Annotated in this window: 14 protein-coding genes and 1 pseudogene; 5 read left to right on the top strand and 10 right to left on the bottom strand. The window is 35.6% G+C overall.

Features of this window, described 5'->3' with window-relative positions; translation table 11 throughout:
• Window positions 1-238: 238 nt before the first annotated feature.
• Both brnQ1 and KFD70_RS18655 read left to right on the top strand, forming a co-directional pair.
• A complete protein-coding gene (gene brnQ1 / locus KFD70_RS18660) occupies window positions 239-1,534 on the top strand; it encodes a branched-chain amino acid transport system II carrier protein BrnQ1 (RefSeq protein WP_431613274.1) in 1,296 nt (431 codons plus the stop codon).
• A gap of 182 nt (window positions 1,535-1,716) precedes the next feature.
• Complete coding sequence (locus tag KFD70_RS18655; protein WP_431613273.1) at window positions 1,717-3,459, top strand: DUF2339 domain-containing protein; 1,743 nt, start codon at window positions 1,717-1,719, stop codon at window positions 3,457-3,459.
• Between the two features lie 34 nt (window positions 3,460-3,493).
• On the opposite strand, the gene KFD70_RS18650 is transcribed toward KFD70_RS18655, so the two are convergent.
• Complete coding sequence (locus KFD70_RS18650) at window positions 3,494-5,047, bottom strand: DNA-binding protein (protein WP_336453009.1); 1,554 nt, start codon at window positions 5,045-5,047, stop codon at window positions 3,494-3,496.
• A 173-nt stretch (window positions 5,048-5,220) separates the two neighbouring features.
• Window positions 5,221-6,612 carry an amino acid permease gene (locus KFD70_RS18645; RefSeq protein WP_336453010.1) on the bottom strand — a complete coding sequence of 464 codons (1,392 nt, stop codon included), beginning with the start codon at window positions 6,610-6,612 and terminating at the stop codon, window positions 5,221-5,223.
• Window positions 6,613-7,207: 595 nt separating this feature from the next.
• On the opposite strand from KFD70_RS18645, the gene KFD70_RS18640 reads away from it, so the two are divergent.
• From KFD70_RS18640 to KFD70_RS18630, 3 genes and pseudogenes are all read left to right on the top strand, one after another.
• Window positions 7,208-8,500 carry an NCS2 family permease gene (locus KFD70_RS18640; RefSeq protein ID WP_431613272.1) on the top strand — a complete coding sequence of 431 codons (1,293 nt, stop codon included), beginning with the start codon at window positions 7,208-7,210 and terminating at the stop codon, window positions 8,498-8,500.
• Window positions 8,501-8,677: 177 nt separating this feature from the next.
• Window positions 8,678-8,878, top strand: coding sequence for a helix-turn-helix transcriptional regulator (locus KFD70_RS18635; protein WP_336453012.1), 201 nt, complete (start codon window positions 8,678-8,680; stop codon window positions 8,876-8,878).
• Window positions 8,879-8,887: 9 nt separating this feature from the next.
• Window positions 8,888-9,326, top strand: a pseudogene (locus tag KFD70_RS18630) (hypothetical protein).
• Between the two features lie 39 nt (window positions 9,327-9,365).
• Here KFD70_RS18630 and KFD70_RS18625 read toward each other — a convergent pair.
• The 8 genes from KFD70_RS18625 to KFD70_RS18590 all read right to left on the bottom strand — a co-directional run bounded on the left by KFD70_RS18625 (window position 9,366) and on the right by KFD70_RS18590 (window position 17,694).
• The gene (locus KFD70_RS18625) at window positions 9,366-9,803 is read right to left on the bottom strand and encodes a GNAT family N-acetyltransferase (RefSeq protein WP_336453013.1); all 438 of its coding nucleotides are present in this window, start codon (window positions 9,801-9,803) and stop codon (window positions 9,366-9,368) included.
• Between the two features lie 14 nt (window positions 9,804-9,817).
• On the bottom strand, window positions 9,818-10,051 hold the full coding sequence (locus tag KFD70_RS18620; protein WP_336453014.1) for a DUF4022 family protein: 234 nt from the start codon (window positions 10,049-10,051) through the stop codon (window positions 9,818-9,820).
• Window positions 10,052-10,166: 115 nt separating this feature from the next.
• Entirely contained in the window at window positions 10,167-11,996 is a 1,830-nt protein-coding gene (locus tag KFD70_RS18615) for a monovalent cation:proton antiporter family protein (RefSeq protein WP_336453015.1), read from the bottom strand.
• Between the two features lie 222 nt (window positions 11,997-12,218).
• Window positions 12,219-12,530 (bottom strand): cytochrome aa3 quinol oxidase subunit IV, encoded by a 312-nt coding sequence (qoxD, locus tag KFD70_RS18610; protein ID WP_336453016.1) that lies wholly within the window; start codon window positions 12,528-12,530, stop codon window positions 12,219-12,221.
• 2 nt (window positions 12,531-12,532) lie between these two features.
• Window positions 12,533-13,135, bottom strand: a complete 603-nt coding sequence (gene qoxC, locus KFD70_RS18605; protein ID WP_090694261.1) for a cytochrome aa3 quinol oxidase subunit III — start codon at window positions 13,133-13,135, stop codon at window positions 12,533-12,535.
• A 13-nt stretch (window positions 13,136-13,148) separates the two neighbouring features.
• The gene (gene qoxB / locus KFD70_RS18600) at window positions 13,149-15,083 is read right to left on the bottom strand and encodes a cytochrome aa3 quinol oxidase subunit I (protein WP_336453017.1); all 1,935 of its coding nucleotides are present in this window, start codon (window positions 15,081-15,083) and stop codon (window positions 13,149-13,151) included.
• A gap of 33 nt (window positions 15,084-15,116) precedes the next feature.
• Complete coding sequence (gene qoxA / locus KFD70_RS18595; RefSeq protein ID WP_336453018.1) at window positions 15,117-15,992, bottom strand: cytochrome aa3 quinol oxidase subunit II; 876 nt, start codon at window positions 15,990-15,992, stop codon at window positions 15,117-15,119.
• A gap of 283 nt (window positions 15,993-16,275) precedes the next feature.
• On the bottom strand, window positions 16,276-17,694 hold the full coding sequence (locus tag KFD70_RS18590; protein ID WP_336453019.1) for an amino acid permease: 1,419 nt from the start codon (window positions 17,692-17,694) through the stop codon (window positions 16,276-16,278).
• Between the last annotated feature and the right edge of the window lie 189 nt (window positions 17,695-17,883).

Below are 17,883 nucleotides of genomic sequence, written 5' to 3'. Positions count from 1 at the left end.
TCTAGTGGAGAATAAAAAAACATATAAAACCTTTCTTTTTAAGGGGAAAAGAGGATCCGGCCATAGATAGAAGCGGTCAGGGCCTTTTTTAGCCCCGTGCCATGAAAAACAAAAGTAAGAAACGAGTGGAGGTCTGCTTTTGTTTATCTAGCTGTAACTTATATGTTGAAAAATTAGAATTGATGTATATAGGATGAGAAGGATTCCATCTTATTTAAAAGTAAAAAAGGAGAAAGAAATGAAATCATTACAGAAAAAAGAAATTTTGCTTATGAGTCTTATGCTATTCTCGATGTTTTTCGGGGCTGGGAATTTGATTTTCCCACCTTTCCTTGGATATGAAGCAGGGGAACATGTGTGGGTTGCATTGCTCGGCTTTATTATATCAGCAACTGGACTTCCAATATTAGGTGTAATAGCAATTGCTAAAGCTCGAAGTTTCCAAAGATTAGTCAATCGTGTCCATTCTTCGTTTGCAATTATTTTTCCATGTTTAATTTATTTGTTTATCGGTCCTGGACTTGGTATACCACGTGCCGGAAGTTTAGCCTTTGAAATGGGACCAGGCCAGTTCATTCCAGAGAAGAGTAGTGTATTACTACTCATCTATACGGTTGTCTTTTTTAGTATTGTATATTGGCTAAGTTTGTCACCATCGAAATTGATAGGGCTGTTTGGAAAGCTGTTAACACCTTTATTATTATGTATGATTGCTCTTATTTTTATAAAAAGTATGATTATAACCGTAGGAGAAGTTCAAGTACCGATAGGGAACTATAAACAATCTGCGGTATTTCAAGGGTTTTTAGATGGGTATTTAACGATGGATGCACTAGCAGCGTTAATCTTTGGAATTGTTGTAGCAAATGCTTTGCGCGCTAAAGGAGTACAAGATGAAAAAAGCTTAGCTAAGTATATGAGCATGGCAGGTATTGGCGCTGGTCTCTTATTATCTCTTATTTACATTATTCTCGGATATGTTGGATCAATAAGTGGTTCACTTGGAAAGTTTGATAATGGTGCTCAAGTATTAGCTCATGTGATGACTAAATTATTTGGACAAAGCGGTATGGTCTTATTAGGGATTATTTTTACTGTTGCTTGTTTATGTGTATCGATTGGTCTTGTTACATCTTGTAGCCAGTTTTTTACGGAAGTATTTCCAAAAGTCTCTTATAAAGTGTGGGCTTGTGTCTTAAGTGTTGTTAGTATGATTCTTGCTAATTTAGGGCTAACACAAATTTTAAAAGTATCCGTTCCTATTCTTGGATTTATTTATCCAATTGCTTTAACACTTATTATTTTAGGACTGTTTCATAAGTATATTAGTAGGTATACGTATATATATTCAGTAACGATTGGACTAGTAGCGGTGTTTAGTGGAATAGATATTTTAAATCGCAATGTGCTACTTTCAAAATGGACACCTATATTAGAATACATTCCTTTATATACAGAGGGAGTAGGATGGGTTATTCCAGCAATTGTAGGTGGCTGTTTAGGGGTGATTGTAAGCATTCTTACAAAAAAATAGAAGAAGTAGTAGAAAATAAAACCTCTTTTCAATTGAAAGGAGGTTTTTATTTATGAAATTGAGAAATTTACACAGAATTCCTTTAAAAAATGAATAGGCTAATAGTATGATGTAAGTAATGGATAATTTAACCAATTATATATATTACCATTTTAGCAGCATAATTAAAGGGGGGAGAGCGAGTGAAACAGGATGTAAATAAAAAAATAGAAGCGCTAGAAATAGCGATTGATACGATTCAAGAGGCACTATATGAGCTAAAGGCACAGCAAAGAAAAATAGAGGAAGAAAAAAATCAACAAGAGAGAGAGCAGAGGAAACGGGAATCTATTGAAGAAAAACCAGAAGTCAGTATTCCAAAACAAAATGTACGAAAAGAAGAAATAGTCGTTAATCAAGAAGGTGTGGAGAAGCCAGAATTAAAACAAGTAGATATATCTGCGTTTAAGCCTGAGCCATTTGATATTATAAAATTTTGTCAAACGTGGCTCCCACGTATTTTCGTTGCCATTATGCTCCTTGGGGTAATTTGGCTATTTAAAGCGGGAGTAGATGCTGGATTACTTACTCCAGCAATTCGGATTGTATTTGGCGTAGTATTATCAATTGGTTTGTACTATGTAGGTGATATGCAAATAAAACAGGAACGTCAAGCACTAGGATTAGTATTAGCTGGTGGGAGTATTACGGGGATCGTTTTAACGACATTTGCTGCCCATTATTTGTATGACTTTTTCCCGGCAAGCATTGCATTTGTACTCAATATTATTTGGATTATACTCGGTATTTATCTTGCTAAGCGATATCAATCTGAGTATCTCGCTATATTTGTATCTGTAGGAGCATTTTTTGTACCGTTCTTATTGAATAGTACAACACCAAATTCTTACATTTTCTTTGGGTATGAGATGATATTAACGATTAGTTTATTATGGTATGCGTATAAAAATCGTTATCAATATTTATATATGGTGTCTTATTGTGTTTCTGTACTTGTCACGTTTGTCTTCTTTGTCATTATGACGGCGTTACTTGGAAACTTAAATGTGCAATTAACAGTTGTTTATGGATTTATTCATCTTACACTTTTTTGGCATATGTTTACGAATCGAAGTTTTATTTATCAACCTAGAATGGCGCTGTTTAGTGCGAATGCAATCTTCTTTATTTTAGCGATTGTAAAAATTCCAAACTTTACAACAGGGGGATTATTAATTAGTACAGTTGTACACACTGTAATGTTTGCAGCTGAATATAGAAAAAATAAAAAATCATTATTTACCGATCTTTTATTTGGATTTGCAATGGGATCATTTAGTTTAGCAATTCTATATGAGTTCAGCTTAGTAAATGGATCGATTGTCTTAATGTTACAAGGGTTCTTAGGTATCATTACTTCTGTTAAATTGAAGCAAGAAATTAAGTTTCATATAAGTGCTGTCATTTATGCGATTGGTATGCTTCAAACGCTCGTTAGTCCATTTGAAACATTTATGTCAGCTGCTTTTGTAGCTCATTTCATTTTGCTTGGAACATTTTATTATGGCATGATGAGAGTGAAACCAATGTTACAACAGTTTGGAAAACATGTGTATTCGATCACACTGTACGGCTTTATGATACTTGTATTTATTACGATTACGAGAATAGGAGAGGTTCTTTCAACAAATGGAAGTATTATCAGTGTATCTGTCTCTCTTTTATGGATGATATATGCTTTAGTTGCAGTTTGGTTTGGACGTAATAGAGGAATGACTGAAATATTATATGCTGGATTAGTTGTGTTAGTTGTAACAGTTAGTAAGTTATTCTTCTTAGATTTACCAGAAGTATCAATGATGATTCGTGCCGTATTATTCTTACTTGTTGGTGGACTAGGAATTGTTATTTCTAGAATGTTTTTCTCGAAAGAAAAAGATGAGTAGTAAAAAAGCAATCCATTTAGGATTGCTTTTTTTACTATTTATTATTAATAGTGACAGTTTCATTATATTTTGTCGTTGTATTTTGACGAAGACGCAAAGTGGCTTGTCCAGTTGTATTTGGTGCGAGTTGTACATTTACTACTTTTTCAGAAAAACCTAGACTGTTTGTTATGAAAGAGAATGCATTACTATATCCAAAGTTAGAAGGCCAAGTACCATTTTCATTTTGGATTTTCGCAACTTGTGTTCCTCCAGTTGTGAAAATCCCTAGAGAATAATTATTATATGTTGTATTTGGTAATAAGTTATTTAATTGAATTTTTACTTGGAATACTGCATTGCTTGGCAGAATAGTAGGATGCGTAACTACGTAATTATTTACAGGAGTAGTTATTGTACCACTATATCCATATGAACCTGGCTTAAATGTATTTGTATTGAACCATTGATATCCTTGATTTGGAGCGCTCCAAGGTTCTGGTTGTGGCTCAGTTGATAAATTAGGGTGTTCAAATGTTTGTAAAGGTGTTGGGTTATCCAGTTGTAAGCCATTTACTTGATCTAAACTTGTATAGGTTTCTTGTTTAGATAACCAATTCACAATATTTTCTAATAAGATAGCGTCACTTTCTTCTTTATACCCATCATATGTTTTTTTTGTTTGTCCTGTATCTTCACGAACATATTTTGGCGAGGCATCTTCAACAGGAGAAGAATCGCCGATAAATGCTGCTTTTCCAAGACCAATTTTAGCGATAGCAGCATAAGGACCCTCTGCAATACCGCCACCATTATAAACACCACTATCAACAGCGTTATTCCATTTTGATGGGTTTTCTGGAAGGTATACGATTCCTTTTGCTAATTTAGGGTTTGTAATGGCAAGTGTAGAACCAGCATGCATAGCTACTGATGAAACCCCTTTTGTAATACCAAAGGATTGTTCAGGTGATACAATATTTTTGGCGGAAACATCTCCAAGTGCATTATAGCGAAAGCGAATACCAAAGTTTTGTGATAACCAATCGGAGCTTTCTACTCCTTGCATTGCTGGAGAATTTGCTTCTTCATCAGACATACCTTTTGTAGGGTTGTCCCATGCACCACGTCTGTATCCATTAAACACCTCTGAAGAATCCCAGCGGTTCTTATTTCGGTCAGCATTATAATGATCTGCGATAAAGAAAATACTACCACCATTTTTAACATATTGTAACATAGCATCTTGTTCAGATTTTTTATAAGGAATATTTGCTTCAGGAACGATAAATACATGATAATCTTTTAAATTTTCATATGTAATAGGTGTAGATTGGCGAAGCTCTTTCACAAAATATCCATTTTTAGCAATACCATTTCCGAAATCGGAAAAACCACCATCAATGACCCAATCAGCAGTACCTGCTGTTTGCCCATGTGTATTATCAAATAATACTTTCTTCCCATTGTTTTGATTCACAACTTTTGCAGTAATTTCAGGTGCTGGATCTGTAGCACCTTCAGCGAAAGCAGGTGGAATATAAGCGCTTCCGATACTGAGTGTAATTGCTGTTGCTAAAGAAAGTTTAAGCCATTTTTTGTTCTTCATAGAAGAATCCCCCTAATAATAAATATATGTGCTTTAATAATGTAATGGATTTTTTAATGAAAATAAATATAAAAAATACAAAAAATTTGTAAAAATAACGTGAATTTTGTTGATAAATATTTGTGTGAAAAATAGGAAAACCCCTTCCTCGCTATAAGGAAGGGGTAACATATTTAACTAACTTTTGAATTTGGTGCAGCATCTATCCTATGGAACCCTTTTAAGTAATATACAACTGCTAATGAAATTAACCAAATCGGCCCAACAATTAATGCAATTCGTGTATCCTCTGAATAAGCCATAATTCCTAATACTAATGCAAGGAAAGCGAGTGAGAAATAAGAGCTTAATGGATACAAAGGCATTTTGTACGTTAAATTTTGCTTCGTATTTTCTGCTAACCCTTTACGGAAACGAATTTGAGCAACTAATATGATACCCCATGTCCAAATCGCACCGAACGTTGAAATACTAGTAAGCCATGTAAATACTTTAGCAGGAACAAGGTAGTTTAATATAACACCAACTAATAAGACTAATGAAGTCGCTATAATTCCATTACTTGGAATGCCATTTTTATTTAAACGGCCGAATTTTTCAGGTGCCTTTTTTTGCGCTGCTAATGTAAATAACATACGTCCTGTACTAAATAAACCACCGTTACAAGAAGAAAGAGCTGCCGTTAAGACAACAAAGTTAATAATCCCAGCTGCTTTTGCTATACCAATTTGTTGGAATGTTAATACGAATGGGCTTCCTTTATCGCCAAGTTCATTCCATGGATAAATTGCCATCATAACAAATAAGGCACCAACATAGAACAGTAAAATACGCCAAAATACGTTATCAATTGCTTTCGCGAGTGTTTTCTTCGGGTTTTGTGCTTCACCAGCTGTAACGCCGATAAGTTCGACTCCTAAATAAGCAAATAAAACCATTTGTAAGGAAAGAAGTAACCCAGAAAAACCATTTGGGAACCAGCCGCCATGTGACCAAAGATTTGAAATTCCAGTCGCGATACCATCATTTCCAAATCCAAATAGAATAATGCCTGTCCCAATTACAATCATACAGATAATTGTGACAATTTTAATTAAAGCAAACCAAAATTCAAGTTCCCCGAATACTTTTACAGATAAAAAGTTGAATGCACTCATTAATACGAGAGCCATTAATGCCCAAATCCAGCGCGGGATATCTGGGAACCAAAACTCCATATAGATACCAGCGGCAGTAATTTCCGCCATGCAAGTAATAACCCATAAAAACCAGTAGTTCCAACCAGTGATATAACCTGCTAACGGTCCTAAATAATCATATGCATATTTACTAAAAGAACCAGCAACTGGTTGTTCAATTGCCATTTCCCCAAGAGCACGCATAATGAAGAAGATAACGAGTCCAGCAATCATATAGGCTAATAGAATAGAAGGTCCAGCTAATTTTATAGCGGAAGCAGATCCTAAAAATAGTCCTACGCCAATAGCGGATCCAAGAGACATCAATGTGATGTGTCTTTGTTTTAGACCGCGGTTTAAAGTTCCTGATTTGTTTGTTTGCTGCATAAAAAGCCTCCTTATAGGATGAAAGAATTGAATGCGCTTACTTGAAGTGCAACTATTTTAAATTATAAAATATTTCTGTCTGTTATGCTACAAAAACAATTATTTTGTGCTGTAATATATAAAACCATTTGGATTTTTCAATATATAATTGAGGATAACTTGTATTTGTGTTTTCTCTTTGTTCTAAGCGCAGCATGGAGCTAAAAAGGGCCAGGTCGCTTCTATGCATGGCCGGATACTCTCTCCCAGCTAAAAAGGGAAGTGTAAAAATGCATTTTGATTTTCTACATATAAATCACAGCTATGTAAACAAAAGGAGACCTCCACTCGTTTTCTCCTTTTGTTTAAAACGTGGCATGGGGCTAAAATAGGACCTGACCGCTTCTATGCATGGCCGGACGCTCTTTCCCACCTATAAGAAGGGTTTTTCTTTCCGTTTTTCAATTCGTCAGACCTAAACTTAAAATTCGAACTATTACTCAATATATTGACTCTTATTTTTAGTCGTTGGTAAGATTAAGTATTACATTTTCTCGCATAATAATAAGAAAAGAATGTGTGATAATAATTCATTGTGTAGGAAGGGTACCAAAGTATGTTTCAATTACAAAAGTATAGCACTTCTGTGAAGCAAGAGATTTTAGCTGGCATCACAACATTTTTTACATTTGCGTACATTCTTGTCATCAATCCGAAAATATTATCTGATGCAGGTGTACCATTTGATCAAGCATTTACGGCAACCATTATTGCAACAGTTGTCGGAACATTATGTATGGCGTTTTTAGCAAACTATCCGATTGTTATTGCTCCAGCAATGGGGATGAATGCGTATTTTGCTTATTCGGTTGTACAAAAGGCAGAAGGTATTACATATGTTATTGCGTTTTCAGCAGTATTTGTTACAGGTATTATTTTTCTTTTATTGTCTTTCACATCATTTCGTCAGAAACTTATTATCGCAATTCCAGATAGCCTAAAACAGGCAATTGCAGGTGGAATTGGGCTATTTATTGCTTTCATTGGTCTTCGTCTCTCTGGAATTATCGTGGATCACCCATCTAATTTAGTTACAATTGGAGATTTTCATTCACCAGCTGTTATTTTAACATTAGTTGGTTTAGTGTTAGCAGCGGTGTTAATGGCATTACGTGTGAGTGGTGCGTTGTTTATTAGTATGATTGTGACAGGCATTATTGCCTTTTTTACAAGGCAACTTAAATTTGGGGATAAGATTACAGCTATCCCTCATTTACCAAACGGAATCATTGTTTCAAATCCGATGACTGCATTTTCTGATGTAATTGAATATGGATTATACGGCGTTGTTTTTTCATTTTTACTTGTATTATTATTTGATACAACAGGTGCTTTGCTTGGCCTGATTAAGCAAGCGGGTTTAAATACAGATAATGCTGAAAAACGTTTTGGTAAAGCATTTATTGCGGATGCAATTGGTGGTACAACGGGAGCTGTATTTGGGACAAGCCCAACAGCAGCAACGATTGAATCGTCAGCGGGAATTGCAGCAGGTGGTAAAACTGGATTAACAGGCATTGTAGTAATTTGCTTAACGATCGTTACTGCATTTTTCAGCCCTGTTATCGCTTCTTTATCTAGTGTAGCAGCAATTACTGCTCCATCGTTAATCATTGTAGGAAGTCTAATGGCGCAAAGCATAAGAGATATTAATTGGAGTGAATTTGAAGATGCACTGCCCGCATTTTTAATTTTCGTAGGGATTCCATTAACATCTAGTATTGCGAACGGAATTGCGCTTGGATTTTTAATCTATCCAATTTTAAAAATTGTGAAAGGAAAAGGAATGGAAGTTCATCCACTTCTGTATTTCTTTGCAATTTTATTTGGATGTCATTTGTTCTTATAATCATATAGGAAAGGGTACTTCTCGTAGGAAGTACCCTTTTTTCGTGTATAATAAAGTGAAAGTTTAATTTGTAGGAACCTAATATAAGACATGAAAAAGAAGTTTAATTATTATGTAATTTATAAATTGAATAATGGAATATATATGTTGCGATTAATAGTGAGGGAGGGACAGGGATTGGCTGTAAGTAAAATAAAAGTTGCTCGTGTTCAGCTAGATTTAACACAACAACAATTAGCAGAAAAAGTAGGAGTTACAAGGCAAACGATTAGTTTAATTGAAAAAGGGAAGTATAACCCTTCTTTAGAGTTGTGTTTGAATATTTGTTATGCGTTAAACCAAACATTAAATGATTTGTTTTGGGAGGAGAGGGAGTGAAAGAGATCAATGCGAATTGTGAAAGATGAACGTTTAATGATTCAAGGATTAAAAGCATATTAGAATGGCATTCATATTATAGAACTTGTAATATTAAGTATGATTTTTTTACCGTTATGTTATAAAGTAAGCAGGATATGAAGCTGTGTCTGATTTACTACTATTATTTATGGTTGGAATCATGTCTGTAAACTTTTTAAATTTGAAACAATCAATTGAAGTGCATGAAAGCGGAGAGCCAGTAAAACGTAGCTATTTTTTCAAATTGTTACTTATTCCGATTATATTTACGGGTGCTATCATAGGAATTCATATGATTGTAACGCCTGATGCTTCTATACTAGATGCAGGAATAATTGGTATTATTGTATTTCTTTGTTCTTTCGTTCCTTTTTTGTATGTCTATTATTATAAAAAATCAATAAGAGATGAAGATAATGAATCATAATATAGCCCTCTCCATATGGAGAGGGCTATATTAGATGATTTATAACGTTTTATACATCAATTTATGAAGTCCAATCGGATCGATATCAAATATTTCACCATGTTCAAGGAATCCTAATCGTTTGTAGTAATCTGCAACGGTAATACGAGCATTACACCATAGTACTGTTGCTTGGCGTTCTTTTAGAATGGTTTCGGCATGATTAATTAATGAGCGACCAGCATGTTGCTTTCGAAAGGTGGGAATTGTAGCCATGCCTCGTAAACGATAGTGGTTATTACCTTGTAAGGAAGGCTCTGCTTCAGATGAGAAAGACGCGATACTAATGAGTTCATCATTTAAGAAGGCACCGAGATGAAAGGAATTTGTTTCATAATCAGATGGATATTTGCAATCATCTAACTGTTGATTCGGTCGCAAAATATTTTGCCGTAGTTTATATGTTTCAGAGGCATCAATATGTTTGATTGTAATCATATTATTGTCCTTTCTTATGAGGATTTCTCAATAAGTTGCAGAAAAAAATAGGCCGGCGCAACACAAAGGCCTAATATGCTACTAGTACCAATGAGAAGAGAAAGAAAGAGACAAAAGTATTTCGTGCCATTGGATTTCTTCCATCCATAGCTGCAAATTTCAATGCTAATGCCGATAAGAATAATGGCAACGAGTACCTCTGCCAATAATAAAAGAGCTAAAGTTGAAATAGACATAGTGTGATTCATCCCCATAATATGTGATAGTAATATTTTACCATTAAAAAACGATAATCTTAAGAAAAATTTTGTGAATATTATGTACTAAAAAAGTCCCCTCTCAATTTCGAAAGGGGACTTTCTGCTATTCTAGTATGTTTTTCATTGTATCAATGTGTTCTTTTGAACCTGTTACAAGGAGCGTATCACCATGTTGTAATTTTGTATCACCATGTGGTACGAGTGCTTTATTACCACGGTAAATTTGAATGATGAGCACGTCACCTAGGAATGGTAAGCGACGAAGTGGTAAACCGTTATATTTATTACTACGTAATTCAACTTCACGAACTGTTTCATTTGCTGTCGTAATTAAACGAACGAGACTCGGTCTATCGATGAGTGCACGTAATAAAATTCGTGTAGAGTTGATGGTCGAGAATACGGCAATATGTTCTTGTGTTGCTTTTTCTTGTAGAAGTGGATCTTCTACGCTTGCAATAACATGTTCAACGCCTAATTCTTTCGCATGTTCTGCTAATAATAAGTTTTGTTCATCATCGCTTGTTGCAACAACAACGCGATCTGCATCGAATGCTTTTTGTTCTTCTAATCCTTCTATAGTGATTGTATCTAGTTTTACAATCGGGAAGTCATGAGACTTTGCTTCCTCTGCATTTACTTTATTTTGACGCATCATGTATAGTGTCACATCATAATCTTCGCGTTTTAAATCAAGTGATAATGGAAGGGTGATTCGACTTGCACCAATAATAGAAACTTTTGGTTTTGGTGTTTCCACCTTTGGAAACATCTTTTTAAAGAATACAGGTGCAAAAATACATGTAATAACTGCACTCAAAATAAGTGAAGCAGATAGACTGGTACTAATGATATTTAGCTTTTCACCAATTTGTGCTGCGGCGATAACCAATGAAAGTGTCGATGTCAATAAAATGGCACTTCCTAATACAATATTACGTGGGTACCATTTTCTTAGTACGAGTGATGGTAATAATTTTGAAATAAAGAGTCCGACAATTAAAATCGGAATCATTAGCATACTAGAAGGCTCTTTAAAAATAGACCATACTTCTAAATTAACCCCGACCATAACAAAGAAAATTGGGATGAAGAAACCATATCCGATGGAATCAAGTTTTTCAACCATATCTTCATTTGGTGATAATAAGGATACGAGTACACCTGCTAAAAAGGCCCCTAAAATATTTTCTGCACCAACAGATTCAGATAATCCGACTAAGATTAAAATGAGTGCAAAAACAGCACGTGTGTCAATTTGTACACTACCAGCTTTTATATTTTCTAGGTATGGAATATTTTTAAAGCGTCTTGCCACAAAGTAAATGACAATACCTGCACCAAATAGAACGAGAAGAAGCCACATGCTTTGGCCACTTTCAGAGTTCAATCCGACAAATACAGCGAGTAGAATCATTGTAACTAGGTCAGCAATAACAGCAACTAATAAAATGATTTGGCCAATTGCTGTTTTCCCTAAGTTATTTTCTTTTAATGTTGGAACAACAACACCTAAAGAAATTGTTGAAATAATTAATGTCATAAATAAGGCACTATCTACAAATTCAAGCCATACGAATATAAGTGATATAGCGTAGGATAAGATGAAAATGAATAAAAAGATAATGCTTGCTACTTGGAACGTGTTTGGTTCGTTCGTCGTATTCTTTTTCCCTTTTTGTTTAAAGATAGAAAAATCGATTTCTAAACCGCTTAAGAACATTAAGAAGATAAATCCTAGTGTTGATAAGACCTGGAGCCACATGTCGGGCTCAATAACGTTAAATCCACTTTTTCCTACAAAAATTCCTGCGATAATTTCTGCAACAACGACAGGAAGTGCTTTTAGTTTAAAGCGTTGTAACAAAAGGGGAATGAAAAACGCGATTGCGACAACAATCATAAGTGATAAGACTGAGGAATGATGTTCCACTGCGTTCTCTCCCTTCAAATAATATAGTACTTATTTTAGTCATATTATAGGAAGAAAAGCAATGCATGTGAACTCGATTTCATAAAGAAAGAGTTTTCTTAACATTTGTCATAATAAGTATGGTTTACATGATAATGTTGTAATTTCCGTAATATGGATAAAAGGGGAGGGGAATAAATAAAAAGACTGCTGAGATTATCTCAGCAGTCCATTTTCTGTTCATTACATAGAGAAGAAAATCCATACAGTAAGACCGATTGTTGCGATTGCAACAAAGAAGCTGTATATCATTGTAAGGATTTGAATTGTACCTTCTCCTTCTCTTAAGTGCATGAACATAATTAATTGTAATAAACCTTGTGCAAGTGCCATTACGATAATTGTTGTTAATATCGTTGAAAGTGGCAAGTCTGTGTAAAGGGCAACATATAAAGCAAGAAACGTTAGTGCAAGCGATAAAATAAACCCAAAAACGTGTGACCATGGAAACCCGCTATGCGCGTGTCCATTTGCTTGTGTATTGTTTTGTCCCATTATTACGCCACCATCCCGTTCAAGTAAACTAGTGTGTAAATAAAGATCCAAACAAGGTCAAGGAAATGCCAGTATAAGCTGATAATAAATACTTTACGAGCTGTAACTGGTGTTAATCCGCGTTTTAAAATTTGGATGATTACACAAGTTGCCCAGATGATACCACCTGTTACGTGGGCACCGTGCGTTCCAAGAAGAACGAAGAATCCAGATAAGAATGCGCTTGTTTGGATCGTAGCGCCTTCACCAACATACATGATGAACTCTTCAATTTCAAAGAATAGGAAGCCTGCACCTAAAAGCAATGTGAAAAGGAACCATCCTAACATAGCTTTTTGGTTGTTTTTACGCATTTCATGAATTACGATACCGCACGTAAAACTACTTGTTAAAAGTAGTAATGTTTGAATTAAAAGTGTTTTCACTTCAAACAATTGTGCTGGCGTTGGGCCATCTGCCGTACGACCAGCAAGGACTAAATAAGAGGCGAAAAGTGTTGCGAATAGCATAATTTCAGCCCCTAGGAAAATCCAGAACCCTAGAATATTCAATCTGCTTTGTTCAGATTGATATTCTAAAGGTAAGCTTTTATCTAAAGCCGCCATTTCGTTTCACCTCTCATGCTACATGTTCTGTTTTTTTAATTTCATCAACACTGATATAGTAACCATCGTCATAATCAAATGAACGATAGATCATACAAGCTAGCATACCGATACCGCCAATAATTGCTAACCAGAACCAGCTAAATACTAACGCAAAACCAGCAAGACCGATAAAGCTAGACATAATGATAGGAACACCTGAATTGCTTGGCATGTGAATTGGTTTTAATTCATCAGCCTTTGGTGTAACTGTTTCTCCACGTTTCTTCATGAACCAGAAAGCATCAGCCTCTTTAATTTCAGGAAGTTTAGCAAAGTTGTAATGTTGTACAGGAGATTGAGTTGCCCATTCAAGTGTACGGCCATTCCATGGATCTCCAGTAGTGTCACGCTCACCGTGACGTGCGCTCCAAACTACGTTGTAGCAAAGGATTAGGAAGCCGATACCCATCATTACTGCACCGACAGTTGCGATTTGGTTCATCCAACCCCACCCTAAATCAGCGGAGTAAGTGTACATACGACGAGTCATACCATCTAAACCTAGGAAGTACATTGGGAAGAAACAGATGTTAAATCCAATCATAAAGATCCAGAATGTCCACTTACCAAGGCGTTCATTTAGCATATGACCAGTCATTTTTGGATACCAGAACGTAAATCCTGCAAGCATCGCGAATACTGTACCTGCGATTAATACGTAGTGGAAGTGGGCGATTAGGAAGTAGCTGTTATGGTATTGATAGTCAGCTGCTGCCATTCCAAGCATAACCCCAGTAACCCCACCGATTACGAAGTTTGGAATAAATGCCAATGACCAAAGCATTGGAACTGTAAAACGAATACGTCCTTTATACAGTGTAAACAACCAGTTAAAGATCTTAACACCGGTTGGAATCGAAATCGCCATTGTCGAAATCGAGAAGAATGAGTTAACGGCTGGACCAGATCCCATTGTAAAGAAGTGGTGAAGCCATACGACGAAACTTAATAAAGAAATTGCAATCATTGAGTATACCATTGCACTGTAACCGAATAGACGTTTACGTGAGAATGTACTAATGATTTCAGAGAAAATACCGAATGCCGGTAAGATAACAATATATACTTCAGGGTGACCCCATACCCAGAATAGGTTGGCCCAAAGCATTGGCATACCGCCGCTCGCCATCGTAAAGAAGTGAGCATCAAATAGACGATCGAATGTCATTAATGCAAGAGCAACTGTTAATACTGGGAAAGCGAAAATAATAATGATAGTTGTAATTAAGATTGACCAAGTAAACATTGGCATTTTCATTAATGTCATGCCAGGTGTACGCATTTTTAAGATTGTAACCAAGAAGTTAATACCAGTCATTAGCGTACCAAGACCGGAAATCTGTAATGCAATAGCGTAGTAGTTATTTCCTACGCCAGGAGTAAATTCTGTACCAGCCATTGGGAAGTAAGATGTCCACCCAGCGTCTGGAGACCCTCCGATAACGAAAGCGATGTTGAATAACATTGCTCCGATAAAGAATAACCAAAAACTTAATGCGTTTAAGAATGGATACGCAACGTCACGAGCACCAATTTGTAGTGGTACAACAACGTTCATTAATCCCATAACGAATGGCATCGCCATGAAAAGAATCATAACTGTACCATGTGTTGTAAAGATTCCGTTATAATGTTCTGCGTTTAAATAAGTTGTATCTGGGAATGTTAATTGTGCACGGATCATTAAACCGTCCATCCCACCACGGAATAACATTAAAACTGCCGATATAATATACATTATACCGATTTTTTTATGGTCAACAGTTGTTAACCATTCATCCCAAAGCCATTTCCATTTTTTATACTTTGTCAGTACGAAAATGATTGCTAATGTCACAAGAACGATAGATGCGTCAGCTCCGTAAATAATCGGATCACCTGTGACAAAAAATTCATCAAGCTTCACTGTGTTCACTCCAATCTGTTGGAATATTATCTGTTACTTTTTGTTTTTGTAGTAGTTGTAATCACAGTATTCAAGTGATTTTGGATCTACATACTTTAAGTGGTGACTAGAGAATGTCATACGCCCTACTACACCAGGTTTAATGATTTCGTTATATTTTTCTTCTGTCAGTGGTTTAGCAGTTTCTTTTACTTCTTTTACCCACTTGTCATAATCTTCTTTTGTTTTTGCTTCAAGCTCAAATTCCATGTGAGTAAATCCTTCACCAGAGAAGTTTGAGCTACGACCAAGGTAAGAACCTGGCTTATCAGCTTGTAGGAATAAATCCATAATCATGCCGTCCATTGTGTATTTCATACCACCAAGTTCTGGAACCCAGAAGGCGTTCATTGGACCAACAGATGTTAATTTAAATTGAATTGGTGTACCAGCTGGTACGTTTAAATAGTTAACGGTTTCAATATTTTCCTCTGGATAACTGAATAACCATTTCCAGTTGGCAGATGTAACATAAATTTCAACTGGTTTAATATGCTTAGACTCTTTTGGCACTTCTTCAGATGCATAAGTAGCTTTTACCGTTGGAATTGATAATGCAATAACGATAATAACTGGGAAGAGTGTCCAAATAATTTCTAATAATGTGTTACCGTGTTGATCAGGTGGCTCATAGCCCATGTTTTCTGGTTTTTCACGATAACGAATCAAGATGACTGTAAACAAGATGAATACAATTGCAATAATCAACAACATAAGTACGAATGACCAAACAATCAAATCATACTGTGCTTTTGCAACAGGCCCCTGTGGATTTAATACTGCAAGTTTTTTCTCACAGCCACCGAGGAACAAGAGTAGTGATAAAGGAAGAAGTGAAGCCAACTTCCAAAACGATTTCTTTAGTTGCACGATTGAAAATCTCCTTTCTCCTTGGATTGAAACTATGCCAATAAAACAATATAAACCTATTAATTTATAGAAGGCAATAGTTTTTGTTAGATTGTTAAAAAATAGACACAAATGCACACTTTTTAAGGTGAATATCATTTGTAACTTGATTACATTGTAAACCATTTTTCGGACGAAACCATGATTGTAGGAATTTTAAGATAATTAAAGTTATACCAGCATATCCAAGAAATAGAAAAAAACTATCTTATCATAAAGTAAGATAGTCGAATATTTTATATATTTAGTTTATTATTTGTTTAATATTTCGTTTCTGTTCAAATGTGACAACTTTTTTATATTTAACTTGGTACAAGATATAGCAAATAATCATAAATGGAATCCCGCAGTAAAGCGCAATGCGTTGATCCGGTATGAAAGCTAAACTAATGAATGTAATGAAATTTAAAGAAAAAGCTAAGATTGGAACAATTGGATAAAGTGGCGTACGGTATTTTAAATCTTTTATATTTCCACCATTTTTTATAAATTCTCTTCGGAAGAAAAATTGCGAAGCTGCAATCGACATCCAAACAACAACTGCTGCCATTGCGGCAATAGATGTTAATACTAAAAAGACAGTATCTGCTGCAAATACGCTTGTTAGTAGCGAAAGACTTGCAAAGATTAAACTGAAAATTAATGCATTTAGTGGCACACCTTTTTTCGTTAGCTTTGTAAATATAGGACTTGCCATGCCTTGTTTTGACATTGCCCAAAGCATACGTGAATTTGCGTATAATCCTGAATTTGCTACAGATAATACAGCGGTAATAATAACAAAGTTCATAATGTCTGCTGCATATGGAATTCCCACTGTATCAAAGACAAGTACGAAGGGACTTTCTACAAGATTTGCCTCTTGCCATGGAAGCAGTCCAACAACAACAGCAATTGCTAATACGAAAAAGAATAGCGTACGCCAAATTGTGTTTTTTATTGCTTTTGGAATTGTTTTTTCAGGTTTTTCACTTTCACCTGAAGCGATACCAATCAATTCTGTTCCTTGGAAGGAGAAGTTTACTGTAATCATCGTAAATAGAACGGCTAACACACCGTTAGGGAATAGTCCGCCATTTTCTGTGAAATTATGTAGCATTGGTGCTGGTTTTCCATTGAAATCTAGGAATCCAAACATAACGGCGCCTCCAAGTACGATGAAGACTATGATCGTAGCAACTTTAACGCTGGCAAACCAAAATTCTGCTTCTGCATATGCTTTTGCTGATAAAGCGTTTACAATAAAAAGTAATGCCGCAAATATAACGCACCAAATCCATGAGGAAACATCCGGAAACCAGCGCTTCATTAAAATACTAACAGTTGTAAGCTCTACGCCAACTGTAACAGCCCAGTTTAACCAATACATCCAGCCAACGACAAATCCAAAACCAGGTGAAATAAATCGGCTTGCATAACTTTGAAATGAGCCCGCTTCTGGCATTGCAACAGATAATTCACCAAGACAAAGCATTGTTAAATACATGACGAAACCACCAACTAAAAATGCAAGAATGGCTCCACCAGGTCCAGCATTATGGACAATTTGTCCTGATCCCATAAATAACCCTGTACCGATAACACCTCCGAGTGCAATCATAAAAAGGTGTCTGCTTTTCATTGTCCGTTGTAAACTTGTTTGTTCTGTATTTGTTTGATTCATATTCCCTTCACCCCGTGTTCTTTTCCTTGTTTGTTGTGCTCGATGCATCTCGAGCATGCTTCATTTCACTAATCATTAGTGGGGGATGAAAAACATACTGATAGTAGTTTTCTGTATATCACTATAGAAATCAATTCTGTATATTTTCTGGGTGTAAGAGTGGTGATAAAAACAACTATGATTAGTTTC

The organism is Bacillus pfraonensis (assembly GCF_050768835.1).
Classification (GTDB): domain Bacteria; phylum Bacillota; class Bacilli; order Bacillales; family Bacillaceae_G; genus Bacillus_A; species Bacillus_A pfraonensis.
This window is presented reverse-complemented; position numbering and strand designations above follow the sequence as displayed.